Annotated in this window: 12 protein-coding genes and 1 pseudogene; 7 read left to right on the top strand and 6 right to left on the bottom strand. The window is 69.7% G+C overall.

Annotated features, from left to right (window positions below; all coding sequences use genetic code 11):
* The first annotated feature begins 137 nt into the window (after positions 1-137).
* Positions 138-707, top strand: coding sequence for a hypothetical protein (locus ACIBN2_RS45605; protein ID WP_399143695.1), 570 nt, complete (start codon positions 138-140; stop codon positions 705-707).
* Positions 708-811: 104 nt separating this feature from the next.
* On the opposite strand, the gene ACIBN2_RS45600 is transcribed toward ACIBN2_RS45605, so the two are convergent.
* The 4 genes from ACIBN2_RS45600 to ACIBN2_RS45585 all read right to left on the bottom strand — a co-directional run bounded on the left by ACIBN2_RS45600 (position 812) and on the right by ACIBN2_RS45585 (position 4,252).
* The gene (locus tag ACIBN2_RS45600) at positions 812-2,383 is read right to left on the bottom strand and encodes a UvrD-helicase domain-containing protein (RefSeq protein WP_399143694.1); all 1,572 of its coding nucleotides are present in this window, start codon (positions 2,381-2,383) and stop codon (positions 812-814) included.
* An 80-nt stretch (positions 2,384-2,463) separates the two neighbouring features.
* Positions 2,464-2,952: a hypothetical protein gene (locus tag ACIBN2_RS45595; protein ID WP_399143693.1), complete on the bottom strand. Its 489-nt coding sequence runs from the start codon at positions 2,950-2,952 to the stop codon at positions 2,464-2,466.
* Positions 2,949-3,830 carry a DUF6083 domain-containing protein gene (locus ACIBN2_RS45590; RefSeq protein WP_399143692.1) on the bottom strand — a complete coding sequence of 294 codons (882 nt, stop codon included), beginning with the start codon at positions 3,828-3,830 and terminating at the stop codon, positions 2,949-2,951. The genes ACIBN2_RS45595 and ACIBN2_RS45590 overlap by 4 nt, the downstream gene beginning before the upstream one ends.
* A 158-nt stretch (positions 3,831-3,988) precedes the next feature.
* The gene (locus ACIBN2_RS45585; protein WP_399143691.1) at positions 3,989-4,252 is read right to left on the bottom strand and encodes a helix-turn-helix transcriptional regulator; all 264 of its coding nucleotides are present in this window, start codon (positions 4,250-4,252) and stop codon (positions 3,989-3,991) included.
* A gap of 617 nt (positions 4,253-4,869) precedes the next feature.
* Here ACIBN2_RS45585 and ACIBN2_RS45580 point away from each other — a divergent pair.
* Positions 4,870-5,430, top strand: coding sequence for a hypothetical protein (locus ACIBN2_RS45580; protein ID WP_399143690.1), 561 nt, complete (start codon positions 4,870-4,872; stop codon positions 5,428-5,430).
* Between the two features lie 266 nt (positions 5,431-5,696).
* Here the strand turns inward: ACIBN2_RS45580 and ACIBN2_RS45575 are convergent, their stop codons facing one another.
* On the bottom strand, positions 5,697-6,290 hold the full coding sequence (locus ACIBN2_RS45575; protein WP_399143699.1) for a hypothetical protein: 594 nt from the start codon (positions 6,288-6,290) through the stop codon (positions 5,697-5,699).
* A gap of 757 nt (positions 6,291-7,047) precedes the next feature.
* Here ACIBN2_RS45575 and ACIBN2_RS45570 point away from each other — a divergent pair.
* The 5 genes and pseudogenes from ACIBN2_RS45570 (at position 7,048) to ACIBN2_RS45550 (ending at position 13,464) form a co-directional block, all read left to right on the top strand.
* On the top strand, positions 7,048-7,599 hold the full coding sequence (locus ACIBN2_RS45570) for a hypothetical protein (protein ID WP_399143689.1): 552 nt from the start codon (positions 7,048-7,050) through the stop codon (positions 7,597-7,599).
* A complete protein-coding gene (locus tag ACIBN2_RS45565) occupies positions 7,592-11,164 on the top strand; it encodes a CHAT domain-containing protein (protein ID WP_399143688.1) in 3,573 nt (1,190 codons plus the stop codon). Before ACIBN2_RS45570 ends, ACIBN2_RS45565 begins: the two co-directional genes overlap by 8 nt.
* A 139-nt stretch (positions 11,165-11,303) precedes the next feature.
* Positions 11,304-12,347, top strand: coding sequence for a hypothetical protein (locus ACIBN2_RS45560; RefSeq protein WP_399143687.1), 1,044 nt, complete (start codon positions 11,304-11,306; stop codon positions 12,345-12,347).
* Positions 12,298-12,920 (top strand): annotated as a pseudogene (locus ACIBN2_RS45555) (HNH endonuclease family protein). Before ACIBN2_RS45560 ends, ACIBN2_RS45555 begins: the two are co-directional and overlap by 50 nt.
* 340 nt (positions 12,921-13,260) lie before the next feature.
* Positions 13,261-13,464 (top strand): DUF6207 family protein, encoded by a 204-nt coding sequence (locus ACIBN2_RS45550; RefSeq protein ID WP_399143686.1) that lies wholly within the window; start codon positions 13,261-13,263, stop codon positions 13,462-13,464.
* 169 nt (positions 13,465-13,633) lie between these two features.
* Here the strand turns inward: ACIBN2_RS45550 and ACIBN2_RS45545 are convergent, their stop codons facing one another.
* On the bottom strand, positions 13,634-17,080 hold the full coding sequence (locus ACIBN2_RS45545) for a patatin-like protein (protein ID WP_399143685.1): 3,447 nt from the start codon (positions 17,078-17,080) through the stop codon (positions 13,634-13,636).
* Positions 17,081-17,102 lie beyond the last annotated feature (22 nt).

Here is a 17,102-nt window from a genome sequence, read left to right as displayed (position 1 = left end):
CTCGCGCCCCCCGTGGGCCCCCACTCCTACCTGTGCCACATCCCCCCCGCCCCCCCCCCGCGCCACCCCCCCCCCCCCCCGCCCGGGGGGGGGGGGGGGCGCCCGGGGCCGCCCCCCCCCCGCGGTCCACGTCATCGATGGTGATCACGGAGTCGATGACGCGCATCCGGCTGACGAACACCGCCCGCTCGGCCATCGGCAGCTTCAAGAACGCATCCCGGGTTGCGGAGGAATCCTTCGCCTTCGACTCGGCGGCCGCCGCATTCAGCAATCTCAGCGCGACATCTGCCCCCTCCCCGCCGGACCGCAGCGCAGCCATCGCCGAACCGGGGCGCGCCTGCTGTGTGGTCACCAGCGTCAGCCAGGGGCCTTCCGCGTCGCCGGGCACATGGGTGTCCATCCAGGACTGGATGGTGCGCCACACGTCGTCGTCCTTGTCGCCGAGCGTGCGTGCCGTCTTCAAGTGGTGCTTCACCTGCAGCAGGTCGACGGCCGTGCCGTCCTCGTCCCAGGCCACCGTCGGGCCGCTCCTCCTGCCCCCGCAGGAGTTCCAGCAGAGCCCATTGCGACTGAAACAGGTAGCCCAGGGCGGAGGAGGAAGCCTCATGAACGGCGGACGTCATGCCTCAGTCTCCCGACGCGTTGGGCACGGTGTCCACCGCGCCACACCCATATGTGAACAGCAGTTCTATTATTGGGATTGCTGACGGTCATGCAACTATCGCCGCCAGCAACATGGTTGGGCACCACCCACCGGCGGCGCGGCATGAAGACACTTGGCCGCCGTGGCGGCCCGGTCCGGGCGAGCGCATCAACGGCTGAGCCCCGTGACGTCTGGTCGGCGTGTCGCCGTATGAGCCGCCGAGGCAGGAGCCGCTGGTGAGCGTTTCCTGCTTTCCGTCACGGGCCAGGGACGTGCGTCGCACGGCACGGTGGGGTGGGTGTGGATCCAGGAGAGGCCGCCGAGGTCGAGGTGGTGGCGGGCGCGGGTGACGGCGACGTAGGCGAGGCGGGCGTCGGTGTCGCTGACGGGTTCTGGGATGGGGCGTCCTTGGTCGTCGTGCTGGTCGGTGTCTTTAGGGGGCGGGAAGTCGTTGCCGATTTGGACGGTGGGCCATTCGCGGCCTTTGGCGGTGTGGGCGGTGGAGACGGTGACGTCGGCGTGGGTTTCGCTGGTGAGCTGGTCGACTGCGGTGAGGATGGCGTCGGGACCGTGGGTGTCGACGAGGTCGACGAAGGGCTGGAGGTCGCGTCCGGCGGGGTCGTGGGCGGCGTAGTCCTGCAGTTCGCCCCAGGAGGGGAAGAGGACGAGTTCAGGGTGGGTGGTCCGGCGGCCGCCCTTGAGGTCGCGGGCCGCGAGGGCGAGCGCGGCCAGCTGTTGCCCGCCCCGGGTGAGGGCGACGCGATGGCCGGCGGTGAGCAGGCGCATGACCTCGGCCATGGCACCGATGTTGGTGCGGCACAGCACTGCGTCGGGACGATTAAGGTTGCTGACTTCGGCGGAGAGGGCCGGGGTGCCGCTCAGGCGGATGGGGGCGCCGGCGAGGGCGAGCCACCGGTTGGCCTCCGCGGCGATCGGGGGGCCGAAGCGGAAGGAGCGGGTCAGGGTGAGGGGGGTGGCGTCGAAGCCGGTCATGACGTCGCGGGCGCCGCGCCAGCCGTAGATGGCCTGGGCGGAGTCGCCGACCATGACGAGCTGGGCGTGGCCGCGCTGGGCGGCGAAGACCTCCTCGAGGACGGGGTTGGTGTCCTGGGCTTCGTCGAGGAAGAGGAAGTCGGTCTCGATCGTGGGCTCGGTCAGGGCCCACATTTTCAGGTAGTGGTCGTGTTCGAAGCGGACCACCCCCCGTTCGGGATTGTGCAGGTCGGTCCAGGCCTTGAGGGCGAACGGCAGGACTTCGCGGGCGAGTTCGGCGTGCGCGTCGCTCGTGTCCAGGCCGCGCAGGCGGGGGACATGGTGGCGTGCCAGGGTGCGGTCGGCGGAGTGGCAGTAGCGGGTCACGGTGCGCAGCACGGTATGGGAGAGCGTGCGCGGGCCGATCTCGTGATCACCGACGCGCAGCATGCCGGTGATGCCGAGGGCCTGGCCGGTCTTCCAGGCGGGCTGGCGGGGGCTGTTGAGCCGGCTCGTGTAGCGGTGCCCCACGGCGGCGTAGGCCGTGGCGTGGGCGGTCTTGCACACCACCGTGCGAGGGAAGCGGGCGGCGGCGTCCCGGGCGATGTCCCTGTTGAAGGCGAGGTAGCGGCCGCGGAGGCGGGTGCTGGCGGCGAGCAGCGTGAGTGTGCTGGTCTTTCCCGTGCCGGCGCCGGCCTGCAGGACGAGATGGTGACCGGCTCCGAAGGCGTCGACGGCATGGACCTGTTCGTCGGTAGGCGTGTGCAACGAGGGCTCCGCGTAAGGAAAAGGAGGGGGAACGAAGGAGGAGAGGAGCGCCTGCGGCCGCCGCATGTGCGGACTGGGCGTCACGGCGCTGCTGGCGTACCGGCGTATTGGCTCCTGTGCAGGCTTCCGGCCACGCAGGCCAAGATTTCCTCGGCTGTGTGGTGGGCGAGCAAGTTCTCGAGCTGGTCCTGCAGTTGCCGGATGCGTGTCTGCTTGTCCTGGGCGAGGGCCGCGCTCACACGCTCGCGGAGGACCTCTTCGGGCCGCTGTCTCACGCTGGCCGCGGCCTGGTGCAGCGCCCTGCTGGCGGCGCGGTTGAGCATGACGTTGAGCAGGACCTGGCCGCGTTGATCGGGGTATTGCGTGGTCAGGGCGTCGATCGGCAAACGTGGGTCCAGTCGGCGCCGCAGTGTGTGGAGAGCTCCGCCGGGACTGGATGCATGGTGGAGCGCCATCAGCCGGGTGCGGTCCGCGTTCGCGGCCAGGGGCACACCACGGCACGCGCGCCGAAGCTCGCCGCGGGTGACGGGCCTGGTCAGGATGACTTCTACGGCGTGGTACGGCGTCACGGACGGCCCTTCGTGCTGGGGTGGCCGGCAGGCCCGGGGCGCCGAGCGCGGCCGGGCAGGCGGGTGTGGATGTGGGCGTGGTGGCGCAGCGGGTCGAACGGCTCCCAGTCGGCCACCGCCAGGTCCGCGGCTGTGGGGGTGGCAGCGTGCTGCGGGCAGCGCTGGGCGCGCCAGCGCAGCTGCTCCGTGTAGGAGAGACCACTGAGGCTGTAGACGGCCATGACGTCAGCCGGCAGGGCCAGTTGACCCGCTGTCGTGGTGGCCGGCACCAGGACCCAGCTGCCGGCCGGGCCGCCGGGGGTGAGCAGTGGGCTGGTGCAGCGGTGACGGTGCCGGGTCTGGGCGACGCACTGGAGGTTCTCCACCGGACGGGCCGCCAGGTAGCGGACATACAGCAGCTGCACGATGGGCCGGGCGGGGCGGCAGGCAGCCGGGGAAGGCGCCGGGTTGTCGGCCGGGGCGGGTGGGGTGAAGGTGCCCGTATCGATCAGGCGGCGGGAGTTGACGGCCAACGACCGGCGCAGCTCGGCCAGCCCGGGGGCCAGGGGAGCGGTGCGGGTGGGGCAGACGGCGGCGTGCGGCAGGCGGCACCAGTCGCTGCCGTCTCCGGCCGGGTGTGCAACGCCGGAGCTGACGTGCCAGCGGCATGCGGCGGGCACCCGGGCGGCCGGCAGTTCGTGCGGGTGGAGACGGACGGGCTGCCGATCGCTGCGGTAGTACCACTCGATCCGATTGCCGCATTCGCGGCACCGGTCGCCCTGGCCGCAGCGCAGCAGCCGGCTGGCGCCGCCGGGGGCGATCTGCAGCGGCCGGCGCGGCCGGGTGGCGGGCGGGCTGTCGTTCCAGTGCCGGGCGGCGGAAGGTCGTGTGGGGTGCATGCGGGCGAACTTGCCAGCCAACACGCCGCATCCGCGGCAGCGGTGCCGCAGTATCGCCCGGTCAGCCTCATGTGCTGAAGCAGGTGTGCGAAAGCTAGGGCGCGTGTTCGGTGCTGCCTGCCCGTTTGGGTGATCTTTCGTGTCCGCCCGGGCGGGTGTCAGTCCGGGGGTGGTCCCGGCAGGTCGTGTCCGCTGCACAGGGTGCTGAACAGCGTATCGAGCGGGGTGTCCAGGGCGTGGGCGAGGGCGTGCCAGGTCTTCAGGGTGCCGATGGTGCGGCCCTGCTCGATCTCGATGAGAGTGCGCCTGGCCAGGCCGCTGCGGGCGGCGAGCTCGTCGTAGCTCCATCCGCGCGCGGCCCGCAGGCGCGCCAACTCCAGCCGCAGCGCCTTGAGGTCCGGGTCGGGCGGCAAGATCGTCACCCATATATCCGAAGGTGCAGACCCCTGCCCTGTCAGTGCAGACCTCTGCCCTATTTCTGCAGGTGGTCGCGCCGCAGCAGGGCAGAGGTCTGCACTATGGTGGCCGCCGCCCCGCACCCCGCGAAGGGGACCGGCGCGCACAACAGGAGGAACACGCGCCCATGAGGCCGCGCATCACATGCCCAGCACTGCCCCGCACCTGGACCGTCGAACTGCGCCCGCACGCAAACGGCCTTGCCCTGGTCTGCCAGCAGTGCCCGCACAGCAGCCGCCAGGTCGCCGCCTCCGCCCGCTCAGCCGCCCTCGCCCATCTCGCCCGCCATGCGCGCGGCAACCTTCTGCCTCCCCACTTGCGCACCTGCCAATGCCACGAACGCGGCTGCCACTGGCACCCACGCCACCGCGGCTGCGCCGGCCCCATCCGTCTTCTCCTCGCATGCGAACGAGGCGGACGCGTATGGAGGCTCGCCGACGCCTGCAGCGCCTGCTCCGCGGCGACCGCGCAAGCCGCTGTCGTCCCCGATACTGCCCTCGCCCGCGCACCGCAGCGACCGACCACCGCCCAGCGGCGCAGACGACAACACAAAGGACCGGGAGCACGCACCCGGGTACGCGAAATGCTCAGCTACCTGGCCGCCGCCCTCCCCGCAGGCACTCCGGCCTCAGCGCGCCTGCTCGCCCTGCAGTGCGCACTGCGCATGAACGCCGCCATGCACGTCCGGCTGCCCAAAGGCCTGCTGCGCGGTCTCCGGCTCGACCATCCAGTCTCGTGGCGCCAGTTGGAACAGGCCCGCTGGCTGCGTACCCGCCCCGTGCACGCCGCCGAGATCGTGGCCGAGCTTTTGGACACCGCGCTGCTCGCGCAGGCCCCGGCCCGCCCCGACCGTATGCAGGCCGCGGACTGGGCGCTCCGCCTTACCTCCGCTTCCGCGACAGGGCCAGCAGCCTCACCGCAGTTGCAGCTGGTACACCTCTACCTCGCGGCACACACTGATCCGGACACCGGTGCGGGGAGCACCGAACTCGACCAGATGGCACGCGCCTGCGGGACTCATCCCGCAGAACTGCTCAACGTGATTCATCGACTGGCCGAGGCGGGACCGTTCAGACCATGGCATGCCTGCTCTGACGCGGACGACCTCCACTGGAATCTGGCAACCCGACCCGACAACGCGTGACGCACCCGCGACGGATACCCGCACGACGCTTTGCCCGGGGCCCGGGCGGTGCCGCATCCGGCCCAAGCGGCCCTGTGGGGCGAGTTGCTGGAGGTGGGGTACCGCTGACCGGAGCGACGCCCCGCACAGCGGGAGGCTGGAACCGCGCAGCGGAGTCGACCGGCATGCCAGGTCGGTTCCGGGGACGGGATCGATGTCATGCCTGTTTCCACACGGCGGCTCCCGGCACGCACAGTGCCCGCGCAGCGGGAGCCCTCACCATGCTGTCAGGCTGGCTGCTGCGCGGCCTCCCCGCTGGGAGCAGCCGGTTTTGTTGCATCGGAAGCGGTATAGAAGACGGACCTGCCTTGCCTGGCGCGCTGGGCCTGATTCCTGGCCACCAGGCCTTCGAGCGTGGTGCGCACCACGGTTGTTTTGACGGTGCGCTCGGGATGCTGTTGGTCCAGTGCTGTGGCGATTTCTGCAGCGGAGCGGGGCTCGCTCTGGCCGGCCAGATGTGCGTGTACGAGGTCGACGAGTGTGGGCTCTGTGCCCGTTGTCTTGGCTGTGCTCTTCTTGTCGGCGCGCTTGCGGGCCGGGGTGGTCGGCTTCTCGGCCTTCTTCTGCCGGGCGCCGCCTGACAGGGCTTTCCTCTTGCGGGGAGCAGGCACCGCCGCGGCCGGTTCGTCGGCCGGCAACGCAGGGACACCAAGGGCCTGTTGGATGTTCATCAGGATTGTGTGGTTGTGCTGCAGGGCGGCCAACTGCGCCTGGAGCGAGCCGATCTCATCGTGGAGTCGTTCTTGCTCCTTGAGGTTGCGTTCAAGGTCAGAGGTGACTTGTGCGGCGTACTGTGAGGTCAGCTCGGTGGTTTCGGACATGTTGCTCACGCCCTTCCTGGGTACCGCGGTCGGCGAGCAGCTCGTCCGCGGTGTGTGCGAAATTTAGCGAGTGTGTATTTCTGCCTGGTGCCGTGTGCGCAGAAGCAGTTACTGCCGCATTGGTGTGTTGCAGTGATAGTACGGAAGACACCGGGATCGGTCTCGGTTCCATGGCGGAGATGCAGCGGGCAAAGCCCGGAGCTGAGTCAGTAGGACCCCGTGCTGACCTGCATGGCTCCGGGAGGAGGCGAGGGCTCGTGCCGGTCCGGACGGGAAATGCGGATCAGGCTGGGACCGGGAAATGAGGCTGGCTCAAGGGGCAGGGGAGCGGCCTGAGTTCTCCCTGGAGTGCTCCTGCCGGGAGCCATCAAAGATGTAGCCGTCTTTGGGTGCGGGTCTTGTCCGACCAAGGCCGTGTTCTTCATTGCCGGACGGGCAGCCAGCGCCTCTTGGCATCGAAGCAGGCCTTGCAGGATAGCCACGCACGTAAGGCGGTTGCCAGGTGGGCAGGCCGGCGGACAACCGTCCAACGTCATTGCGGAAAAGGCGTCTTGACGCGCCCCCGCGCCTGCACCGAAGAGCAGAATGGACATGAGTCAAACAGCCCCCAACCCCCGTACATGCGTGATCGGTCACGCCCGACATGTCTGCTGCGGGAAGTGCTTCGCATAGGCCGGGTATGCCACGCCGGTTGCGCTAATCTCTCGATGCCGGAAGCAACTCCGGTGCGATGAGCAACTCGGTACCGGGGGAGTCCATGAGCATCGTGCGGATGACGCAGGTCACCGATCAGATCCAGCCCAGCTATCGCAGTGGTCAGGCCGACTCCACGCCGCGAACTCCGGCCGCCAGCTCCGCGGCGTCCCTGGCTGAGAGTGTCACCACCTACATCCCCACCGAGGTCGTGACCGGCTATGTCGCGGTGATCGGGGCGCTGCACCAGGCCACTGCCCATTCGCGGACCGCGGACTGGGTCGTGTTCTGCCTATTCCTGGTCATCGTCCCGCTTGTCGTATGGCTGGGCCTGGCACGCCAGGAGAGAGCCAAGGGACTTCCGCTGCCGACTCATCCCCGCACGTGGCCCGCGCACACCCGCTTCAACGTGATCGCAGCCACCGTGTCCTTCGCCCTGTGGGGCTTCTCCCTGCCACAGACGCCGTTCCAGGACTTCGGCTGGTACCAGACTGTCTATGGCGCTGCTGCGCTCATCATCGGGAGCCTGCTGCTCGGACAGATCTCCCCCCTGTTCCAGTGGGACGCCGAGGCCCGACGCACCCGCGCAGCGTCCGGTCCGGTGGACGATGACTGACACGGCGGATGACGAGACAGGTTCCGGGAGCGATGCAGCGGATACGAACGGGAATCTGCCCGAGGCGGATCGCGGGCTGATTGCTCAGGTCACCTGGTTGTGTCCGGGCTGCGGCCTGGACGCGAGCGTTGCGGCATGGGTGGTTCTCGACCTGCGGCAGCGTCCCGACCTGTGGCCGACGGCCCGGGCCGTGGTTGTGTGCCCCGAGTGCGCGGTCCAGGCCCCGCAGCAGCCGTTGCTGATAGTGACGGGCACCCCCTCTCGCATCCCCCTGCTGGTGGCACGGGAGGGGGCGCCCGATGACCCCCAGCTCGTGCGCCTGTGCATGTTCGACCAACCGCTGCCGGACAGTGTCACCGCCGAGTTCCTGCCGCATGCCCCGATGATCCTCCTCTCACCCACGGACGCCGAACAGCTGCTGCTTGTCGGCCAGTTGCCTCCCCACCATGCGCGGGTGCTTGAGGAGGCACGGGCGATTGCGCGCTTGCAGGGTGCCCTCATCGCTGCACTTTCAGCAGTGACGGCGAAGGAGCTGACGGCCGCGGTAGAGGCCCATTCCGACCTGCTCGGCCGGGCCGTTCTGGCCGAGTGGCAGGAGCACGGCGTGACGGAAACGTCCGCCGGCCAAGAGCGAACGCCTGCGCAGACGGCGATGGACGAGCTCCCGGACACTCTGCTGGACGCTCTCAGCCGAATGACGGCCGCTGAGGCATGGCAGCACTATCTGGATCGTTCCGAGGAGGCCCGCTATGCCTTCGGTGAGGAACTTGACCGTGAACTGGCGGACTTGGTCGCCGCCGCCGACCGCGGAGAGGCCTCCCGCGAGATGGCAGACCGATGTGTGCAGCTCGCAGAACTGCTCCCCCCGGATCCGGCGGGACTGATGTGGTCTACCCGCGGCGTCATGCTGATCAGCCCGTCGTTGTCCGCGCCCGCCGATATCGAAGACGCAATTGGCGCTCTGGCCCACGCCATCGACCTCTACGAGGAGGCGGACGAGCCCGTCGCCGCGGCCGAGGCCCGCTCCAATCTGGTGGTGGCACTCCAGAAGCGTCCCCGGCAGCGAGAAGCGTCCCTGGAACGGGCGATCGCGCTCCTGGAAGAACTCGTCGTCTTCTGGGAGGACCTGCCGGACCCGGACCGGGCCGCGCTGGTCAGAACCAACCTGGCGATGGCTCTGCTGGACCGCAAGGCGGGCGCCCCTGTCGACAACGCACGGCGAGCGCTTGAGCAATGCACGACCGCGTTGCTGCACCGCTCACCCGCACGCAATCCGGTCGACTACGTCTACACCCTCGCCGCGAAGGCCCTGGCACACAGCAGGCTCACCGAATCCGACCAGGACCAGCTCCTCGCCGCCGAACAGGCCTACAAAGAGGCTCTCTACGTTCTCCCACCGGACGCGGAGCCTCATCTGCTGGCAAGGGTCTTCTTCAACTACTGCGACTTGCTGGTCACCGCGGCCCGGCAACGGCCGCACGAACGCACAGACTTCCTTGCCCGCGCCGAAGCCTGTGCACGCCGTGCGGCACAGGTGCACGAGGAGCAAGGTCACACGCAGGAAGTCGCCTTCGCCCAAAGGAAGCTGGCCCGCATACTGGCGCATGAAGACGGCGACGACTCGTCCCGGTCACGCTTGGACGAGGCACGCGGGCTTCTCTTTGAGTCCCTGCAGGTGCTGACTCCCGCCGAGTATCCGGCCGACTGCATCCCCACGGCCGACGATGCCGTCTCCGTGTGCCAGCGCCTGGACGACTGGCAGGGCGCGAGCCTGGCCTCGCTCACCGCACTGGCCGCGTGGAGTGCCTCCGGAGGAGACACGGTGGGCCGCGAGGATGTTCCGCCCCCGCCCGAAGAACGTGACCCTGTCCTGGCCGGGCTGGCCCACGACTCCCGGTTCCGGTTCACCGCCTACACGATGTTCCGTGCCGCCCAGCAGCACCTGGACCAAGGCGCCGCGCTCGACGACTCCGACGTGCAGACGCTGCTGGAAGGGGCAGTCGGCGTCATGGAGGCGGGACGCGCCGTCACGCTGCGAGCCGCCTCCGGAGCGGAGGTGCGCGAGCTGCAGCAGCTCCGCGCCATCGACCCCGCGCTGGCCGAGGCGTATCTGTCGGCGGTCGACACAGCACGCAGCGAGACACACACCGACGCCCGCCCGCCCGGCCCGGAAGGAGAAGATGCAGCCACATCCCGCACGGCCCAACTCCCGTTCGGTGCGCCCGCGATCACCGGGCCGTCGCTGGGACAACTCCTGGCGGCCATCCGAAACCTGCCCGGCTTCTCCGACTTCGCCCGAGGACAACCGCCGTCCGTGGCCGAGCTGAAGGCCGCGCTGAAGCCGCAGCAAGCCCTCGTCTACCTCATCGCGCACCCGGCCGGCTGCTGCGCCCTGGTCGTCACACCGAACACCCCCGTGGTGCCCGTCGACCTGCCCGCGACCAACAGCGCCCGCCTGTTCACGCTGATCTTCGGCTTCGGGACGCGGCCGGACGGCAGTCCCGACGGCCTCACTCCCGGAAAACCACGGCCCGGCGAGGCGCTCGTGGCCGGAACCTCCTTCCACCCCCACCAATACAGAGGCGTCCTGCACAAGGTGCTCGCCGAACTCGGCCGTACCCTCGCCCGCCGCCTCGCGCACGCACTGACGGACACCGGCATCACCGATGCCGTTCTTGTGCCGTGCGGTCTTTTGCCGAGTTTCGCCTGGCATGCCGCCTTCTGGCGTGAACATCGCAGAACGACGTCCCTGATCGACGTGCTGGACACGTGCTCCTACGTCCCGTCGGCCAGCGCATGGCTGGCGGCGCGCAAGCGGGCACAACGACTCGCCGAGCGGCCACCGTTCCTGGTCGGCCTCGCCAACCCCAGCCGCTCCCACCCGCAACTTCCCGCAGCGGAAGCCGAACTGCGGCACATCGTCACGCGTTTCCCGCCACAGCGCAGTGCGGTCGCCTACGGTGCCGACGCCACCGGCCAGTTCCTCCTCGGCCGGCTGTCCGAGGCTACTCATCTGCATCTCGGCTGCCACGGCACCATGCGCTACGACTCGGTGGACGGGGCAGCTTTGACGCTGGCGGACGCCGAGCAGCTGGGCATCGCCAGGATCCGCCGCCTCGCGGGAGACGGCCTGCGCCTGGTGGTCGTCGCGGCATGCGTGTCCGGTGCCGTGAACGTCATCCTGCAGCCGGAAGAGTCACACGCGCTGACCATCAGCTTCATGCACGCCGGCGCAGCAGGCGTGCTCGGTGCCCTGTGGCCCATTCCGGACTACGCGACCGCCTTGTTCATCACCCGGTTCTACGAAGAACTCACACTGCCGGGTGTCGAGCCGGCCGTGGCTCTGGCACGAACCCAGCAGTGGATGCGCAGTCTCACCTCCACCGCGGCGCGCCGGTATGCGGCCGAGCGTCCCGCCCTGGCCGTCTTCCGCGGACGCAGCGGCCTGCGCGGTTCGGTCCCGCAAACAGCCGCGGGATACCGCCGTCCAGGCTTTTCGGCCCTGCGCAAGCGCCCGTTCGCCGCGCCCGAAATCTGGGCGGCCTTCACACTGAACGGTTGCTGACAGCCGCGCTTCACAACACACGCGCGACAGACCGCTTGTGGGACAGCCTTGTCAGTGTCATGGCCGACAATGAGGGCATGTGTGCACGTCTCCTTCAGGGCGGGGCCGCCCGCTATGTGTCAGCACCGGTGCACAGCCGATGAACGCTGACATCGCCAACCGCATTGCCGTGCTGCGCGGCCGCCTCGGGCTTGGCGTGGTCGCCGTTGTCGGGGCCGGTCTGTCCCTCTCCGTGCGCTACCCGACCAGCGCGGGACTCACCGCGCTGCTGTGGGACGCCCTCGACGCCGACCCTGCGGCCCGGCAGGCGCTCGCAGCCGAACTCGGCACGTCCGACGCGCCGGCGAAACAGCTCATGGCAGACGACTTCGCTCGCTGGGACGCAGCCTGGCGGGCCGTGGAGAGCTCCGCACCGGCCCGGTGGCGGTTCCAGCAGGACATGGCCAACCTGGACCGTGCCCGCAGCGCACAGCCGTCCGCTGCTCACGAGGCCCTCGCCGCACTGATCCATGCCGGTGTCGTCGAATGCGTCGTGTCCCTCAACTGGGACACCGCCCTGGAAAGCGCCTACCGGCGCCAGTACGGGACCGACATCCCTCCCGGAATCCTGTTCAAACCCCATGGCGATGCCGCCCGTCCTGAGCAGCCGTGGATGCTTCCCCACCTGCCCGGCACCCTCACCCCCGGCCTCGAGGACCGCATCCAGCGCCTCGTCGCCGACCACCCGCGCACCCTGCTCATCGTCGGCTACTCGGAACGCGACCGCGTGGTGGTCGACCAGCTCATCGCGCCGCTCGATCAGGGGTGGCGGGTGTGCCGCATCGGGCCTGAGGTATCCGGCGCAGACGACATCGCCCTGCCCGCCCTGGCCGGCGAGGTCCGCCAGCAGGAAGCCGCCTCGGCCTGGCACCCGGTTGCGTTCACCGGCACACGTGACATCGGCGCCGCACTGGCCGGGCAGCGTCTGGGACCGGCCGACGTCGATGCCTGCCCCCGCCTGATGGAAGTCGGCCTTCTCGTCGATGCACTCCGCCGCACTCACTCCGTCGTCCTCAACGGGGACAGCGGATGCGGCAAGTCCATCACCGCCTACCAGGCCCTGAGCGACCTCAGCTGTATGCGCCGCCTTCCTCATCCCGACGACCGCTGCACACGCCGCCCCCGCTGCCACCGCACCGGGTGAGTCCGTCACGGCCCCCGTACGCGACCTCCTCGCGCAGCTCCCGGTGCGCACCGGGGACCGCACCGGCTACGAGCGCACCAAATTCAAACACTGGATTGACGCGGACAAGGACGGCTGCAACACCCGTGCCGAGGTGTTGAAGGCCGAAGCGGTTATCGCCCCGAGGCAGGGGCCGAACTGCACGCTGAGCGGAGGTCAGTGGTACTCGCCCTACGACGACCGGTACCTCGACGGCCCCAGGGCCTGGACATCGACCACCTGGTCCCGCTCGCCGAGGCGTGGGACAGCGGCGCGTCGGCGTGGACGGCGAAGGATCGCGAGGCGTACGCCAACGACCTCGACGACCCGCGTGCCCTGATCGCGGTGTCCGCTACTTCCAACCGTTCCAAGGCAGATCAGGACCCGAGCACCTGGATGCCGCCTTCGGCTGGCTACGCCTGCCAGTACGCCACCAATTGGGTGGCCGACAAGACCCGCTATCAGCTGGCAGCCGACCCCGCCGAGTCCGCCGTGCTCACCGAAGCGCTGAGCCGATGCCCAAATGAGCCGATCACGGTCACACGCGCCCGGTAACACCCGCGGCGCGGGCAGCGCACAGGCGAAGGCCCCGGCTGGACGGGGGAGGCCAGCCGGGGCCGTAGGTGGTGGCAGCGGTTGCCTCCCGGCGGAAGGCTCCATGGGGCCCTAGCCGGACGGTCGTCCCCGTGGGCGGAAGGTGAGGCCCGGGGACACTGCCCCTCCGCAGCCACGCATAGGAGAACAGGGAACTGCCGCTGCCTGTTCCCCTGTTGATGACGCCTGCGTGTGAACTGCGGCACGCCTCCGAGGGCATGGCACACGGTATCCATTGCTCGATCGAGTGATGCTGCCGGATGAGCGGAACCCCGCCCCCTGCCATGGCGTAGTGCGGTACATGAACCCGATCAATGAAGTGCACGTGCAGGAGCCCGGGTTGGTCGTCGTCGTCCTCGCGGCCGCTGATGCTGCAACGGCGCTTGCCTTCCAGGATGCTCTTGCTGCGCAGTGGGCGACGGCAGACCGCGTGACTCGTAATCCTGGCCAGCCCGGCGTGCGTCTGCGTTGCTACCTCGATATGCGTCAGCCTCTCGGTTCATAGGCCCATCAGTGCCAGGCTGGCTCGACGCGTTCCAGGTGTGCTTGCGGATGTTGCGTGAGGAGTGCCCGTGCATCCTGGGCAGTCAATGGCGTCGAGGCTGGCAAGGTACTCAGGCGGCGTCGGCCCGGGCGAGATCCGTCCTAATGCAGCGGTACAGCTCGGCCAGCAGCTACACCGGAGCCGGACTGTGATCCCGGCCCGGGGGCGTGGGCACGTTCGCCGGCCGGCTGATGAGGCGCCGGATGCCCCGCCCCGCCGCCGTGAATACCCCGCTGAGCAGCAGTGCCAGGAGCACGAATCCGCCCAGCGCGACGATCGGGTGCCACCACGGTGTGCGCAGCCAAGGCACGACGTCCCGGCCGACCACGCCGGAGTCGTGGCCGCCGGTGCCGAACAGCGCGCGGCGACCGACCGGGCAGCCGGTGAAGAAGACTGCTACCACGACGGTGAGTGCTCCCGCGGCGACCAGCGCCTTTCGCCAGTGTGCCCAGGTGCCAAGGACGAGTAGATAGGAGCCGAGGAGCGCGAGCACCGTGCCCGTCAGACCGAGCCAGGTGATGCGTTGGATCATCAACAGGACACCGACGGCCAGGGCGACGGCGCCGGTGAGGATCAGAGTGCGGGACCGGCCGCGGGTGAGGGCGGAGGCGCGGTAGCCGGCCAGCGTGATGGTGCGGGCCGAGGCGAGAAACGGTTTCAGCGGCGCCGGAATCCGGGGCACGCCCGAGACCCCGGCGGTGGCCACGGCGACGGCCTTGCTGACGGTGCGGGTCAGCAGCGGCTGCCCCAGCTCGCCGCCGAAGGTCTCGTCGGGCACCGGGCAGGACGCCAACAGGGCGGCGAGGGCAGCCAGGTCCGCCCGCGGGACCGGGACGCCGGTCTGACGCTCCGGCGCGCCCGGTTTCTGCTGCTCGGCGGCTCGCTGTTCCCTCTCGATCAGCTTTCGCTGTTGCGCGGTCCAGTCGCCGCTCATGACCGCGGAGACCGCAGTCTGGGCCGCTGCCCGGGCTCGCTCGGGGCTGCCTGCGACGTCGAGTACCTTCGTGGCCCATGGGTGTGTCCGGGTGGTCGGTGTGCTGAGCATCTCCCGTGCGATGACCGGCAGTTCGACCTCGGCGACGCACCGCTGCCAGCTCTGCGCGATCCACAGCGACGTTATGGGCAGACTGGTCGGCACACTCTCGTCCGGGTGGTCGAGGAAGTGCAGCTCGCCGCAGATCGCCTTCTTGGTGAGCCGGGTGACGGTTCCGTCCGGGGCTTCGTCGACGGGTTGGTCCGGGTCCTTGCCGTCGGCGAACAGGTCGCACAGCTGCTTGTAGAACGCCTCGGCCCGGCTTTTTCCTTCTTCAGCGTCCGGTACGACGGTCAGGATACGCCGCGGGTCCAGCAGCAGGTGAACCAGCCAGCCGGCGCCGTCCAGCCGGCCCCAGGTCCAGTCGTTCGCCCGCCATGACGACTTGTAGAACGCCCCGAAATGGTGCAGCTGCAGCCCGGTCAGTTTCTTCGCAGCGGTCGGCCGGCGGGGTGCGAGCGCGCACCGTGTGTCTGCGCTGACCTGCACCAGTTCGACCGGCTGTTCGACCTCTGTACCCACGGGCAGCACGGAACGAGTGGCCACGTGCAGGTCGAACAGCGCGAGCGCGACGCCGTCACGCTCGCGAGGAAGGAAGCCGAGGTAGGTACCCAGTTCCGCGGCCGCCCGCTGACGTCTTCCCTGAGCTGTGGTGGCCACCGGCGGCGCGGCAACCGCCGCCTGCTCGAGGACCTGCCGCGGGACCAGCTCGCGCAGCCTGATCACGGCGGTCGCGAGCCGGGACCACGCGCCCTTGAGGGAGAGGTCCTCCCCGTCGCCGTGCTGCGGTGGAGGAGCCGGTCGACCGCGCTGGTCCCAGTACGCCCGCATGGCGTCGCCCGCCACGTCCTCCAGTGCCCAGCCGCGCGCCTGTCCCTCGTTCGTCGCACGCTCGACGAGCTCCTCGACGTCCGGCCGCTCGTCCGGTACGAACGCCCGGTGCACCCGGCGCACGACCTTCGCCAGCTCCGTATGTTGCTCGGGGCAGCACACGAACGCCTCCCTGAGCATCGCCAGCACGGTCGCCTTGGCACCATCGAACGGAGCCACCCCGAACCCGGCCAGCCGCCCGTACAGCGCCTCACTCGGGTTGTCCGGCCCTGGAAAGCTCCACTGCCCGGTGACCGCTTTCACCGCGGCGTCCCGGCAGATCTCCTCCGCGCCGCCGCCCGGAGCCATCGCGGTCAGCCACGTCTTGGCTAGCGCTTTGGTGGGCCGGGTGGTCAGGGCGCGCATCAGGGCGGTGATCACTGGCCGGGCCAGCCAGGTGCCCTCCCGGATTCGGAAGTCCTCGCACATCTGTGGGGTCAGGAGCCGACCCACGGCGGCATCCGCCCCCTCGTCCTCGCCGAGCTGACTTTGGCACTCGGCCAGCTTCCGGGCCGCCGTACGCCCCCGGGCGCCCAGCTCAGCCATACGGCGGCGGGTGTCGCGGAGCGCATCCATGCGGTCGTTGTGGTCGCGCAGTTCGGTCAGCTCGGCGCTGATGGACTGGCTGAGCGCGGCACCGAGGTCCTTCATCAAGGCCTCGCCCAGAGTCCACGGTTCCTCGAAGGATTCCCGCGGCGGCGTCGCACGGGCATCGGGCGCGGCGCCGGCCGAAGGGACGACGTACAGCAGGACGCGCCGCACCTGACGTTCGGCCGGCCGGTCGAAGATGGCCCGCAGCAGCGGTCTGATCGGTCGGTTCGCTAGCAGACCGCCGTCGGCGGTCCAGTGCGAGCGGGTGATGTTGGCGTACTTCCTCATCACGGGGCGCTCGAGAACGTCGCGGGTCCCCTCGACCCGGGTGTCGTAGGGCAGGAACGATGGCTCGAACGCGGCCGGGTAGGAGGCGCTGCTGCGGGCCGCCAGTGCCACGGCTTGCTCGCCGGACTCGTCGCCCAGGACGTGCTCGTCGAAGACGAACAGGCCCCGGTGGTCCTCGTCTTGGACCTGGGTGCCGTAGGAGTCGGTGAACCGTCCCGTCTCTCCGGTGAGCAGCGTGGTGGTGATGAAGACCTGCGTACTGTTGGTGACGTCGTTGGCGACGGTGCCGGACGATGGCTTCCCGGGCTGTGAAGCCAGGCCCAACTCCTGGATTCCGTTGAGCAGTTCGCGGAACAGGACGCCGTCGCCCTGGAGGAGCGAGGGCGGTTGTTTTTGCGCGGGGTCGCGCAGGAGCGTCTCGAAGGCACCGGACTTCAGCCAGAAGTCGCGCAGTGGCCCGAGGTCCCACGACCTCGCCCGGGCCAGGCCCAGCAGCGCGGCGTTGATGCCGCCCGCGCTGGTGCCGGACAGCACGTCGATGGAGACGGTGGTGTCCAGGAGTTCCAGCAGACGCAGGTACAGGACCTTGGCCCGCTCGTCACCGCCGGCGGTGACGTTCGGCTCGGGCAGGGGATCCTCCTCCTGGAGGGTGTTACGCCACCAGGCCGCCTGCTGGAGCAGGTTCAACTCGCGGGCCACGCCGCCCATCCAGATCGCCAGGCTCACGCCACCGGTCATCGCCGTGGCGATCCGCAGCTCCTGGGTACCGGGTCCGAGCCTTGTCGTATCGCCCATACCCCAGGGTTTCCCGGGCGGC

This window comes from Streptomyces sp. NPDC050534 (assembly GCF_044457745.1).
Lineage (GTDB): Bacteria > Actinomycetota > Actinomycetes > Streptomycetales > Streptomycetaceae > Streptomyces.
This window is presented reverse-complemented; position numbering and strand designations above follow the sequence as displayed.